The 13,775-nt window shown below is 41.7% G+C and carries 12 protein-coding genes; 3 read left to right on the top strand and 9 right to left on the bottom strand.

Annotated features, from left to right (window positions below):
* Nucleotides 1-456: 456 nt before the first annotated feature.
* Entirely contained in the window at nucleotides 457-978 is a 522-nt protein-coding gene (locus MHH46_RS20455) for a PadR family transcriptional regulator (protein ID WP_036688994.1), read from the bottom strand.
* Between the two features lie 181 nt (nucleotides 979-1,159).
* Between MHH46_RS20455 and MHH46_RS20460 the strand changes: the two genes are divergently transcribed.
* On the top strand, nucleotides 1,160-3,085 hold the full coding sequence (locus tag MHH46_RS20460; protein WP_076190574.1) for an FAD-dependent oxidoreductase: 1,926 nt from the start codon (nucleotides 1,160-1,162) through the stop codon (nucleotides 3,083-3,085).
* Nucleotides 3,086-3,544: 459 nt separating this feature from the next.
* Here MHH46_RS20460 and MHH46_RS20465 read toward each other — a convergent pair whose 3' ends face one another.
* From MHH46_RS20465 to MHH46_RS20495, 7 genes are all read right to left on the bottom strand, one after another.
* Complete coding sequence (locus MHH46_RS20465) at nucleotides 3,545-4,639, bottom strand: winged helix DNA-binding domain-containing protein (protein ID WP_076190572.1); 1,095 nt, start codon at nucleotides 4,637-4,639, stop codon at nucleotides 3,545-3,547.
* Between the two features lie 90 nt (nucleotides 4,640-4,729).
* Nucleotides 4,730-5,791, bottom strand: a complete 1,062-nt coding sequence (locus MHH46_RS20470) for an LLM class flavin-dependent oxidoreductase (RefSeq protein ID WP_218642202.1) — start codon at nucleotides 5,789-5,791, stop codon at nucleotides 4,730-4,732.
* Nucleotides 5,792-5,817: 26 nt separating this feature from the next.
* Nucleotides 5,818-6,789: a ring-cleaving dioxygenase gene (locus tag MHH46_RS20475; protein ID WP_076190569.1), complete on the bottom strand. Its 972-nt coding sequence runs from the start codon at nucleotides 6,787-6,789 to the stop codon at nucleotides 5,818-5,820.
* 87 nt (nucleotides 6,790-6,876) lie between these two features.
* On the bottom strand, nucleotides 6,877-7,344 hold the full coding sequence (locus tag MHH46_RS20480) for a MarR family winged helix-turn-helix transcriptional regulator (RefSeq protein ID WP_076190567.1): 468 nt from the start codon (nucleotides 7,342-7,344) through the stop codon (nucleotides 6,877-6,879).
* Between the two features lie 80 nt (nucleotides 7,345-7,424).
* On the bottom strand, nucleotides 7,425-8,138 hold the full coding sequence (locus tag MHH46_RS20485) for a CPBP family intramembrane glutamic endopeptidase (RefSeq protein ID WP_076190565.1): 714 nt from the start codon (nucleotides 8,136-8,138) through the stop codon (nucleotides 7,425-7,427).
* Between the two features lie 98 nt (nucleotides 8,139-8,236).
* The gene (locus MHH46_RS20490; protein WP_076190563.1) at nucleotides 8,237-9,577 is read right to left on the bottom strand and encodes a HAMP domain-containing sensor histidine kinase; all 1,341 of its coding nucleotides are present in this window, start codon (nucleotides 9,575-9,577) and stop codon (nucleotides 8,237-8,239) included.
* Nucleotide 9,578: 1 nt separating this feature from the next.
* Nucleotides 9,579-10,274, bottom strand: coding sequence for a response regulator transcription factor (locus MHH46_RS20495; RefSeq protein WP_076190560.1), 696 nt, complete (start codon nucleotides 10,272-10,274; stop codon nucleotides 9,579-9,581).
* 481 nt (nucleotides 10,275-10,755) lie between these two features.
* Between MHH46_RS20495 and MHH46_RS20500 the strand changes: the two genes are divergently transcribed.
* Together MHH46_RS20500 and MHH46_RS20505 are read left to right on the top strand one after the other, a co-directional pair.
* Nucleotides 10,756-11,103: a PadR family transcriptional regulator gene (locus tag MHH46_RS20500; protein WP_076129886.1), complete on the top strand. Its 348-nt coding sequence runs from the start codon at nucleotides 10,756-10,758 to the stop codon at nucleotides 11,101-11,103.
* Nucleotides 11,090-12,085, top strand: coding sequence for an HAAS signaling domain-containing protein (locus MHH46_RS20505; RefSeq protein ID WP_076190558.1), 996 nt, complete (start codon nucleotides 11,090-11,092; stop codon nucleotides 12,083-12,085). The genes MHH46_RS20500 and MHH46_RS20505 overlap by 14 nt, the downstream gene beginning before the upstream one ends.
* Before the next feature lie 389 nt (nucleotides 12,086-12,474).
* On the opposite strand, the gene MHH46_RS20510 is transcribed toward MHH46_RS20505, so the two are convergent.
* Complete coding sequence (locus tag MHH46_RS20510; protein WP_076190556.1) at nucleotides 12,475-13,752, bottom strand: alpha-L-fucosidase; 1,278 nt, start codon at nucleotides 13,750-13,752, stop codon at nucleotides 12,475-12,477.
* Nucleotides 13,753-13,775: the final 23 nt, after the last annotated feature.

Genomic DNA, 13,775 nt, shown 5'->3' on the forward strand with positions numbered 1-13,775 from the left:
AACAAAAATGATATCCTTAGTCTGATCCGCCCATTTACCTGTCAGATGAAATCCTCTGATCGTTGCTCCAGGCTCATAATCTTTACTATTTGAACTCAAAAAGGCTGCCAGATTAGACTCAAGTTTAAACGTTGCTTTTCGATCTGCGAATTAGTGGATGGTTTCACCAAGCTTTACATAAGGAATAGAAGCAGCAGAATCCTTCATTAGTGCTTGAAAAAGCGCACTCTCATCATCCAGTTCTATGCCCACCTCTCTGGAGAGGGGTTCAACTAATCTGATGTGAAATATTCGATTCCCAATATGATCAAACCCAAAATAAAGATGATGATACCAATCACAAGCGGAAAACCTAAAGCTAAACTATGAATCGATTTTACAAATATACCGTTAATTAACGATTACAGCGAGGTGTGTTTATAAAATTCTATTTTTATAGCTAATCCAACGGTTTCCTTATGCTTCTAATTTACGTGACAGCTCCTTAATTAACTCGATCTCTCGTAAAACCATACTTCGGGTGTAAAAATAGAGCTCCTCAGAGTAATCCATATCCTCACTATTGCCAACTACTTTGGATAACTGCTGTAAATGGTCCAGCTTTTCGTTCATATAAGTCTCTCTGTAATCAAGCAATCTTCTACGTGTCTCCTGATCCAAAAGCTCATAATAAGCAAGACGAATAGACCATTCATTATCAATTCGAATAGTCTCCAGCGTAAATTCTGTTAAGCAGGTGTTAAACCGCTCCTCACCCTCAGTAGTTATAGAATATACATAACGTTTAGGCCGGCGTTCCTGAATTTCCGTTTTTTTGATTACCCATTTTCGCTTTTCAAATAATTTCAGCTTTGGATAAAGCGAGTTATTGTTTACGATTTTATCATTGCCCATTACAAAAATAATGTTTTTTTTAATTTCATAACCATGTTTGGCCCCTTTCATTAATTGGGCCAGAATCAAAACTTCAATATCCATAATCATCCTCCGGGCTTCCGGAATACGTATCCGGTTCATCATTTTCTTATATTACCTCAATTACTACATTCCTGCCAAATCACTCGTGATTTTTTGCACATACTTTCACCCTACCCTTTCGCTAATATAGGTTAAAATAACCTATTTATTTTTAACCTATATGTAGAGAGGAAGTTATCGTATGGAATTCACACATCTATTTAGCAAGGGCACAATCGGAAATATGGAGCTTAGGAACCGGGTCATTTTACCAGCGATGGGCACGAAAATGAACGCGCCGGGTGGATACGTCAGTGATCGTCTGATTGATTACCATGTAGCACGAGCTAAAGGCGGCAACGGCTTAAATACTGTAGAAGTAACAACTATTCACCCAACGGCGGCCTCCGATGATGCTCCTGCCCTTTATGATGATAAATTCATTCCAGGTATGGCTCAATTAGCATTAGCTATTCGAGAGGCAGGAGGCAAAAGCTGTCTGCAGTTATGGCATGGAGGTAAAGTAACTCCCAACCTAATTCAGGTCTCCTCTTCACCTGTTCCGTTTGAAGGCGTGACTCATATACCACGTGAACTAGCGCATCATGAAGTCGGTGAGATGGTTCAAGCTTACGCAGATACAGCATTACGTGCGAAGAAAGCCGGATTTGACAGTGTGGAATTCCATGCGGGCCATGGTTATTTGCCCCAACAATTTCTAAGTCCTGCAATGAATTTTCGTCAGGATGAGTACGGCGGTTCTTGGGAGAATCGCTGCCGCTTCCCGCTGTCTTGTATCCGGGCTATCCGGAAAGCGGTTGGACCTGGGTTCCCTATCTTGATGAGAATCTCTGCGATTGAGGATCTACCGGGTGGACTTACACTGGAAGATATGAAGCTCTTCTCAAAGCTCGCTGAAGAAGCTGGAATTGATGCTGTTAATGTATCTCGTGGGGTCCCTGCTGGCGCTGCAATTAAATATGAAGTACCGCCGATCGATTTACCTGTAGGCTTCAATGTAGATAACGCAGCACAAATTAAATCTGTGGTTAACATCCCTGTTATTGCCGTAGGCCGTATTAATGATCCAGCAATTGCAGACCGGATTATTGCGGAGGGTTTGGCTGATTTTGTAGCCATTGGGCGTGCGCAGCTGGCAGATCCGGAATTCTGCAATAAAGCTTTAGCCGGACGTGCAGACACGATCGTTAAATGTGTGGGTTGCGATCAAGGCTGCTTCGATGGATTCGTGAATCCTAATGTTCCATTTATCAGCTGTGTGTTTAATCCTGCAACCGGCCGTGAAAGTGAATATGAATTGCAGCAAACGGGTATCCCCAAAAAAGTACTTATTGCTGGTGGTGGCCCTGGCGGATTAGAAGCAGCTGTCACCCTGAAACGACGTGGGCATCATCCAATATTATGCGAAAAAAATAACATTCTGGGCGGACAGCTTTATATTGCCGGTGCCGCACCACGTAAAGAGGAAATGGCTGCAGCCGCTCTGAATATGGGAGAAACCGCTAAACGAGAAGGTGTAGACATTCGAATGAATACAGAGGTTACACCTGAATTAATCCAGGAAATTGCTCCAGATGAGGTCATTCTTGCAATCGGATCTTCTCCTATTATTCCGCCTGTGGAAGGCATCGACAGTTCACATGTGGTCAATTCACATGATGTGTTATGGGGAACGGTTCATCCAGAAGGAAGAGTCGTTATTATCGGCGGTGGTTTAGTGGGGCTTGAGGTCGCAGAACTGCTTGTAGAGCGAGGACATCAAATCACTGTAGTTGAAATGCAAGCTGATGTTGCTAATGATCTAGGGCTTCTGCGGAAAATCTGTGTCATGGAAAGTCTATATGGACATGGCGTTGAATTAATGACCAACAGCAAAAGTATGGCGATTCAAGGGGATAGCGTAATTGTTGAAAAAGACGGCGAACGTCACAGCCTACCTGCTGATTATGTAGTAATTGCTGTAGGTTCACGCGCCCTCAACAAACAACCCCTTCAGGACTTCTTGGAGGAAAGCTCCATCCCTTATCATGTAATTGGCGATGCGGTGCAAGCGCGTAGAGCGCTGAATGCGATTTGGGAAGGCGCTGAATTAGCTAGACGAATCTAATTAAGCTAACTATATGCTTCATGAAAATAACCCGGCAGATCCGCCCTGCCGGGTTATTTTTTACTCAGAGTGCATTCGTGAAATGTTATTCGGTAATCGGTATCCATTTAATCCTTCACCCTTCACCCTTCACCCTTCACCCTTCACCCTTCACCCTTCACCCTTCACCCATTATGCCGTTCGGACTCAGGAGACGCTATTGAGCTAAAAATAGCCTTTTTACGAATCTATCGGACCCAGATGCCGCTATTCCGCAAAAATAGGGGTCAAAAGAGGTGCTGCGACGGGAATAACTGCATTGGAGTCCGAAAAGCTCAGCAAATCAGCATTTAGGTGCTAATAAGTGCAACGGTGTCCGTTAGCGAGAAAGAAGCACACAAAAGTATGGTAAGAAAGATGAAAATGGTGAGAATGATCAGAATGGTGAGAATGATGAGATTGGTGAGAATAGTGAAATACTCATCTCAATGAACCACTCACATTCATTTTGAGTATCGGCAGCCCAATAAATGCCGCATATCGGTCAGCTTCTTTAAGTACCAACTTTTCCGTATCGCCCAGATCGGCAAAAGGATGGATCATAATCTCAATCCCCTTGGTCTTTAGGGTTCTTTTCCATGTACCCACCACCTGACCCTCCACAACAATCGTCGGAAGAAAAACACCATTATTCCCCGGAACTATTAAAGGAGCAACGTCGGGCTCTAGAACGGCACTTCGGTCTTTATAACCCAGAATGTACTCATCAAAACCCGGAAGCAGATGAACGCCCGAGTCCTCAGCAGTTGGCTCTAGCCGATCAGCAGACATCCAATACTCACTGCCATCAATAACCTCTGATTGCAGTTGACTTTTGGCCGCTTCCAGACCTCTTCTAGCATCGGTAAGGGTTATGCCTGCCCACCAAGCAAAATCTTGAACAGTTGCTAAACCATGTCCGGTGAAATATCTCCGAGCGAGTTCATACAATGACTCATCGTAAGAAAGTTCTCGAAACTGTGGCACCCATTCCTCTAACAAAACAATCGTTTGCTGCTTACCATTCATCGGTCCGAAACAAATCAACCCTTGGTACGCAACATTCCACAACATATGATAACCACGCTGGTTCCCTGTGTGAATACCTTCTTCTTCTATTAGCTGAAGTATAAGAGCACGATCTAGCTGCTTTCCACCTTGTAAAGCATTAACTATAATATGTCTACAACGTTCTAGTGTCTGATCATCTAGCCCAAGCTCTGCATTCCGCCGCTTTGTCTGTCCTGCTAAACGCGGCACAGATAGCTGATGCATCCACTTTACATCTTCCGGTGGGACAAAATGAAGCGTACCTCGCAGCGTCCAATTCAGAATCATCTTACGATCAGCGATAGCACGCTCTATATCAGCTAAACTCGAAGATGGAGTACGTAACCCGATCGCCCACATCGCCTGCATGTAATCCTGCGCCTGTACTGCCCCTAATTCTTTAACGACCTGTTCAGGCTTGATTAGCTTGTAATCAACGATCTTCTGGTTATATAGACGTTGCGCAGCTATCATTTTATTCGTCACACTTCGCCTCCTTAAGTGATCCTTCTCAAACCATCGTCTAACCTTATTGGAATAATTTTAATATAATTTTTTCCAATCTCATAGTTTTTCTTATTTCTTAGCTGTGGCCCGTCTTACGGCTGGTGCGACTACCGATCCCAACAAATCAATGATTTGCTCAACCTGAGCATACGGTAAACCACCAATATCAATCTGAGCCAGAAAACGATTGTGTCCGTACAGCTCATGTTGATAAAGGATTTTTTCAATAACCTGTTGTGGGCTGCCTACGAGCAGCGCATTTCTCACACTCATGGCTTCAGCAAATTGGTCTTTAGGGTACGCTGATCCACGAAGCTCTTTCATCATGTGATTTAAATAAGGGTAATAGTTACGGAACGCTTGCTGTGAATCTTTATCGATATATAAAAGGGTGGTTGTACCCACCGGCAGCTCAGCCGGATTAAAACCTGATTGTGCGGCAACTTGACGATACATATTCACAGAGGTCTTGAACGCTGAAGCAGGTCCACCTAGAACAGCCAGCATCATCGGGATGCCCATTCTTCCTGCCTTAACTGCACTTGCCGGAGGTCCTCCAACCGCTCTCCAGATGGGCAGTTTACCACTCAGTGGCTTCGGAAAAATCTCCATATCATTCAGAGCAGGACGGAATTGCCCTTCCCAGGTAATTCTTTTTTCGTTATTTATTTTCATAAGCAATTCAATCTTCTCTTCGAACAATTCTTCATAATCCCTCACGTCATATCCGAACAGTTCATAAGCTCCTAATCGTGATCCACGTCCAGCAACAATCTCTGCTCTGCCTCCGGATAACAAATCCAATGTCGAAAATTCTTCATGTACACGTACAGGATCCGCTGTGCTCAATACAGTCGCTGAACTGATAAGTTTGATTCGTTCCGTTGCGTTTGCTATAGCTCCAAGTACGACCGATGCTGCTGAAGTAATAAATTTCGGCTGATGACTCTCCCCCACTCCAAATACATCTAATCCAGCATCCTCTGCTAATTTGGCGGCAGCAATGATCTCTTGAATCCGTTGTCGTTCACTGATTGGTTTACCTGTTAAGGCATCTGCAACATGATCACCTAAAGTGTATAAACCTATTTCTAAACCCTTATTCTCGTCGATTCTATATTGTTCCATCATGATGATGTCCTACTTTCTTCGCTGTATTATTGGATAGGATGAAGCTTTGATGCAATCTCTTCCCGGCGTTCTTCCAGAAAAGAAGGCAAGGTCAAATTCTCGCCCAATGTGTCAAAAGATTCATCAATCTCAAACCCTGGACCATCTGTAGCAAGCTCGAAAAGAATATGGTTCGGATCACGGAAATACAAGGAATGGAAGTAATAACGATCAATGACCCCTGTGTTCTTGAACCCTGCAGCTGTGATTTTAGCAGCCCATGCGGTTAATTCTTCCAGATCCTTCACTCTTATAGCCACATGATGGATACTCCCTCTTCCCGGTCTTTCCCGGTCTTGATCATTAACTTCTTTGAGCTGAAGTTCAGTGTACAAGCCGCCTTTAGCTGTTTCATAAATATCCACCATTACCTTCGGGTCACCCATGGATGGCACTCTACGAACTTGTGTATAGCCTAAAATATCCTCCAAAACAGCCTTTGTACGGCTAGCCTCACGAACAGTCAATTCAACGGGACCCAATCCAACAATGGCATATTGTGGTGGAATATCATCAGTAATCCAAGGTTCTACCAGCTGAGTCACATTATCTTTTTCTGCGGACACCAGATGAACCGTTAATTCATCACTATCCTGAAAAGTAAGCGAATTGCGCTCCTCTATACTTACGATAGCTTCATGAGCGACTTCAAATGTATCTAATCTGCTAGCCCAATATACTAAAGCCTCATCGCTAGGAACGAGAAGAGAGATTGCAGAAATACTGTTCGTTCCTTTCCGGGTCTGGCCTGCATTTGGCATTTCAAAAAAGGATACCTCGGTGCCTGGAGCGCCATTAGAGTTGCCATAGAATAAATGGTACATGGTTGGATCGTCCTGATTTACGGTTTTTTTGACAAGTCTTAGTCCCAGTACTTCTGTATAAAACCATAGGTTTTGTTTAGCGTCTTTAGTAATCATTGATACATGATGTTGTCCGGTTATTTGTGGTTGGCTCATTTTAATTTCCTCCTAATATAATTATGGTTTACTAGTAAACTGATGCTGAAAAAAGGAAGCTTTATTCAGAATAAAGCTTTTACAATACTACTGAACTCCTCGTGGAATTCGATTCTCATTCAGGCTATGGCGGTGAATCTTCTTAAGCATGCTGTAAAATACTTTCTTCTCGTCGTCCGTCAGTGGATCGAATAACGAAGCTTGGAAATCCGATTGCAAAGGAAGCACCTTCTCGATAAGCGCCTGGCCCTTTTCAGTTAAAGAAATATACTTCACCTTCCAATCCTGCTTGCGTTCAATCCATCCTTCTTTTTCTAATCTGCCAAGCATATGTGATACTCCACCTTTAGTAATGGTTAAATGCTCGGCCATTTCCATCTGTGTCACAGGCTGATGTAATAGTATTTGTACTAACGCATCAAACTGGCTAACCGTTAAATCAAACTGCTTCAAGAACTCATTGGAAAGATCGTTACTATTGTCATAAACTCTTACCAGCCGCAGCCAGATCAATAAGCTTAGTTTGTTGTCTTCAGTGAATCCATTGTCTCGCATTATACCACATCCATTGCTTTGGAATTGGATCTATTTGATTATCAGTTTACTAGTAATCTGATGTGAAGTCAAATTTCGTATTAACTTAAGAAATAGAGAAGCACAGATAAACCATTACTAAACATGTGCGCGCCTATAGGCACTAATATATTTTTTCTCTTCTCATATAGGTAGGCAAAGATTAATCCAGCAGCCATATAGGAGAAGATATTCCACATTTCATTATAGTTGCTCTGGAACACCACGGCTCTATAGACATGCTGGAAGCCAAATAAAAAGGAGGATATCAGATAAGCCAGAAGACGACTCTTCCTGCGGATCGTTCTAAAAATGGTAACCCGATATACTAATTCTTCAATCACGGGGCCAATCCATACCACGTTCACTGTAAAAATAAATGGATACGAGGACAACATTGCCCGTAAATCCACCTCATTAACAGACTTTGTAATAGGATGAAAAATGGAAATTAGTGTGGGAATCAACATACTTCCGATGATAATAATCAAACAAAGTCCCCAAACCATCCATAACATATTACGGACCCAGTATTGTCTGAAATCATGAATAGCTTGTTTATAGAATCCCCTAAAACCTATAATCACTCCTATGTAGATCAGACTATTCAACAGTAAGGCCATTCGATTTTGTTGTTCTGGCTGCCAAATAAAAACATGGTTAAGAATCCCCATAACCGGCCTGATCAAGAGATTGGAGAACAATCCTAAAAAGTACATTACTGCTAATATAATGCCCAAGATCAATTGCCTTTTACTTGATTTTTCATCAATCATTATAATCTATTCCCCCAAGTAAAATTGTTAATAGACTGAATATCAACCATTTTAGCATTGGGAAATTTCATACGACTTAATGTAATCTTACATAGACCTTAAATTTGCCGGTTCAGCTCAATTATAATTTCAAACTGGTTATCTTGCGTATTCAGCTGAACAGTCCCTCCATGAGCAGCTATTATTTTTTGAACAATGAGTAGCCCTAATCCAGAACCTGCCGGGTTCAAGGCTGATGGTTGGCCGTAATTAATAAAAGTAAGCTTGGCTCCATCATTCACCTTTTCCAGCACAACTTGAAACGTAGAACCTTGCTCCTGATAAGCGATGGCATTATAAAGCAGGTTTGAGAATACTCGATTCATTCTTTTTTTATCAAACTGTAGAATTATTTCTTCTGGCTCGATTACAAAATCAGGGATCAGACCCGCAGCCTCAAGCTCGGGCAACATATGTATCATTTCTTCTCTCAAATATTCTGAGAAATCATCTGTTGTAACATCCAAGCGGAATTCGGGACTTTCCATTCTCGATAATTCAAACAAATCCTGAATCAATACATTGGCACGGATACTATTTTCGTATATTATTTTGGCAAATTCCAAATGTTCTATCCGACCGCTCCCCTGTTCTTTTAGTTCAAGCTCTGCGTAACCCATAATACTTGTTAATGGATTTTTTAAATCATGGGATATATCCAATATTAGATTTTTTCGATTGTTTTCACTCTGTTCTTTTAACGAGGTCTGGATCTGAATCACTTCTGCCATATGATTAAAAGCCTGCTCCAGTTGACTAAACTCCCTATTCCCGCCTACCTGCACTCTTGCTGAATAATCCCCATTCTTAACCTTTTTAACAGCAGCGGACAACTGGTCTAAGGGTTTAATGAAACTAACCGCCGTAATTCTCGCATAAATCATCGTGCTTAGAATCAGAATCAACAAATAACCTAACCCAATAAACCCAAGCATTTGAAGGGTATGATCCTGCATAGGTGAATCTGAATTCCAATGGAAACTGCCTGTCATTTTCAGTTGTATAGGTAAAGAGACGATCAGCCAAAATTGTTCCTGCTCATTATATTCAACAGTGATCATATCTTTGTTAGCGCCAGTATTCATTAGAAAATCCGTAAATTCTTTGACACTAATCTGCTTGGACGTAAATGGATTGTTGCCAATGGAGTGTATGACTTCGTAATTGGAATTCACAACCTGTAAACTGCCCCCGACATCATTAACAACACTAGTGTCAATTCTTTGATAGTCATTTTGCATAAGCTTAGCAGCCGTTAACTGATTATAAATAATGTCCTTAGATCCCAGCCTGTTCATGCAAAACAAAGCAACAATCACCAATATCGTTATAACCGTTGTTATAAGAAAGATCGCGATATAGTTTTTTAACAATTGATAGGATATATTTTGTTTTCTCATCTTATTTACCTGGGTTGTAGAATTTGTAACCTAGTCCACGCACTGTAACGATATATTCGGGATGGTGCGGGTCCCGTTCGATCTTATTCCTTAGACGGCTGATGGTAACCATAATCGTATTATTATCACTATAGAAATCTTCTTCCCACGCCGCTACATATAACTTTTTGGGCGTAAAAATTTGATTAGGACTCTGCATCAGACATTGTAACACCTTATATTCCTTGGCATTTAGAAGAACTGGACTTTCATTTATGTACAACATACATTCCTTTAAATTCAGCTTCAATTCTCTATGTTGGATTGTTTCTTCAGTTATCGATTGGCTAAGATCGTATACATTTCTTCGTCTCAGCTGCGCCTCAACCCTAGCCACAAGCTCTGAAGCACTAAATGGCTTCACCATATAATCGTCTGCTCCAAGGCCTAAGCCCACTATCTTATCAATTTCTTCACCGCGGGCAGTTAACAAGATAACCGGAATATGGCTTTTCTCTCTTATCCGTCGCAGCAGATTAAGCCCATCAAGCCTGGGCATTACAATATCCAGAATGGCAAGATTTATTTCATGTTGATTAACAACCTCTAAAGCCTCAATGCCATCCTTGGCTTCGAATACTCGATAGGATCGATCTTCTAAATGAATTTTCACTAGTTTTCTTATATCAGTTTCATCTTCAGCAATCAGTATATTCATCGCTTAATTCCCCTAACTATTCTCAAATAGCTGAGTCTTTTCACTCAGTATAACTTGCCAATACCACTTCGGTATATAAAGCCTAAAGAATACAACTGGAACATCATGATTAAAATACCCATGGATTACCATAATCAAATCTATCCTTTGACCAGCCCTTATGAACCGGTTCAACTACCTCCCATGTAGAAGCATTCGGGATGTCACTAAAAAATGGAATCATTTCACGACCTCCTTTTAATCAAACCGCTTCACAAAATAGATAAATTTTCTTATTTATTTCTCAGAAGATTATTTTATTCAATTGATGTTGGAACAACAATAGTGTATGATGCATAGTATAGATCGAATACTGTATGACACATAGTAAGTATAAACGACTTCGACGTCCTCTTAAGGACAGCAAGCTTTTAAACCAAAAATATAAGAACAATTTATAAGAGATTATAAATCCTTATATTTTAAATAATGAGGTGGGTGAATGAGTACTTTATTAAATTCTTTAATCACAGAGCTTAGAAGAGGTACGTTAACGCTAGCCGTTTTAAGTCAATTACGAACGCCCCAGTATGGATATTCGCTCGTTCAATTGTTGGAGGAATCCAGCATCATCATCGATCAAAGCACCCTATATCCATTACTTCGCCGATTAGAGAAACAGGAATTAGTGACGAGCAGCTGGGACACATCCGAGAGCAGACCCCGTAAGTATTATGTTCTAAGTGACTATGGTGTAGAGATTTTTTTACAGCTAAAGGAAGAATGGCTTAAGAATTCGAAAGAACTCTACGGCCTATTACAAGGGGAGGATGACCATGAAGCTGATTGAGATTTACATTCATGAAGTTACTCGGAGGTTACCAGAACAAAATCGGGAAGACATCGCATTAGAATTACGATCAACCATCGAGGATATGTTACCGGATGATTATGACGAAAAAGAGGTAAAAGCCGTCCTTGCAAAATTGGGCAATCCAGCTATTTTAGCTAGTGAGTACCGCGATCAGCCCATGTATCTCATCGGCCCACGCTATTTCGATTTATATGTTACGTTATTAAAAATGATTATACCCATCGCTGTAGTTGTTTCTTTAATCGCTCTGGTTGCTGATTACTTGATTGGCTACAGCGGCGATAAAACAGTTGCGGATATTGTTACTGCAGTTATAAGTACAGGAATTGGAACCTTTCTTGAAGTAGGCATCCAAGTCTTTTTCTGGATAACTGTTGTGTTCGCTATTATCGAACGGGCGGATAAAGGAAAGGAAGGTCATCCTCTTACTACAAAATTAAGGAAATGGACTCCTGATGATTTGAAGGATATCGCGCTTGTCCATAAGAAAAAAGCAATTACAAGCTTCGAAGTGTTCGGAAGTTTACTGTGGACTGCCATTTGGGCTACTGTTTATTTTAATGCTGAACACCTGATCAGAGTCTATAGAGGCGGTGAAGGCGCACTTAACTTCGTGGCCCCAGCTTTTAATCAGCATGTATTACTTGATTATTGGCCTATTATTCTTATTGTGATCGGATTAGAAGTCGCGTTAACTATATATAAATTAATCAAGAGACAATGGACTAGAAAATTAGCATTATGTAATACGGCCCTTGAGCTCATTGTGCTTATTGTATTCGCTGTTATCCTTATAAATCCGAATGTATTTAACCAAGAATTCATTAACTACATGTCTAATTTATTAACCACTACAGCTAACCAATTTGAAACGGGGCTAGTAGGTGGAGGTATAGCAGTCTTGATTTTAGTTGCGGTCCTCAATATATATGAAGGCTTCCGCAAGGCTCGCCTCTAGTATTCACAGAACGGCGATTCTCCTGTTATTTGGAGAATTGCCGCTTTGTTTTCTGACTCGTTGAATGCCTGCTTCAAATACAACAACTTCAACATTGTCAGCCCCCTCTGAGAGTTACGGACCCAGATGACGTTATTTGCACATTTTCTGCCTTTGGAACAGGGCTTCGGACTCCAATGACGCTATTCCCTAGAATCAGCTCCATATCGGGGGTGTTTCAAGGCAATAGCGGCTATGCGGTCCGTTGGCATCCCAAAAGTGCGATATTTCTGGGTTTAGAGTCATCTGTGTCCGATAGGTGTTTCGTATGTGCAAATGTTGGCGAAGAATACGAAAAAAAGGAGTTGTCTCAGCAGCCATTCAGGGCATATGGGACAACTCCTTCTGATTTAATTAAATAGTTCAAGCTCGATAACCGTATCCATCTCATCAGGTAACATCGCGCCTTTTAATGTAATAAAAGCTCCACCGTCAACATCCGAATATTCCTCAGCCATCCACGGCGCCTCCACCTTTAGCTCGGTACCATCACGTAGTAATCTTGCCTTTTTAATCTTCCCTTTCAGACCTTGGAAATAGATCGGGCCAATTCCACGGTCGTAGACATGCGCATACAATTTATTGCCCTTTTGCGTATAACGTCCCCACTCTGGCTTAGGTAGCAAAGACTTCCCGCATCCATAAATACTATCTCCATTAAGGCGCATCCAATCCCCAACTTCGTCAAGGATAACCAGTGATTCCCGCGTCATTTCACCTTTGGCATCTGGTCCAACATTGAGGAGCAGGTTACCATTCTTACTGATACATTCGACCATCGTACGGATGACTTGCTTGGTCGATTTATAATTCTTATCCTCGGAATGATAACCCCAGTTGTCATTCAGGGTAATGCAGGCTTCCCAAGGGATGGATTGGCCGTTTACGTCAACAATGCCGCCAGGCGGAATGATCTGCTCGGGGGAGAAGAAATCTCCAGCATACTCCTCAGGTTCTGCCGCACGAATATTGCCACCTAATCGATTGTCGATAATAATATCAGGTTGTATGGAACGAATCATCCGGATAAGCTCCGTCGCCTTCCACTTCTCCCCTGTCATATTATCGTAGGAGAAGTCAAACCACATAATGTCGATTTTACCGTAATTGGTGAGCAGTTCCTTTACTTGCCCATGCATATACTCCAAGTATCTATCGAAATCAATCGGCTTATCTTTGACCGCTTCGTTATCCCGATCAGGATGTGCCTTATCTCCATAACCGGGATAATCCTCATGGTGCCAGTCTATGATAGAGTAATATAGACCAACTGCAATACCTTCAGCACGGAAAGCGTCTACATATTCCCGCACTAGATCACGCCCAGCGGGCGTATTAGTCGCTTTGAAATCAGTCAGCTTACTATCGAACAGACAGAACCCGTCATGATGTTTGGTCGTAAGCACAGCGTATTTCTGACCCGCAGCTTTGGCTGCACTTGCCCATTTCTTCGGATCATATCGTGAGGCGTCAAATTCATCGAAATACGTCATGTAATGCTCTCTACTCATCCGCTCGTTGCCGCGTATCCATTCCCCTCTAGCAGGAATTGAATATAAACCCCAATGGATAAACATCCCGAACCTATCCTGTAAGAACCATTTCGTTCTTTCTTCTCTTGTACCCATCTCTCCAACTCCTCCGTTAATGA

The sequence above is a fragment of the Paenibacillus sp. FSL H8-0175 genome, from assembly GCF_045040615.1.
In the GTDB taxonomy this organism is placed as follows: Bacteria; Bacillota; Bacilli; order Paenibacillales; family Paenibacillaceae; genus Paenibacillus_AQ; species Paenibacillus_AQ odorifer.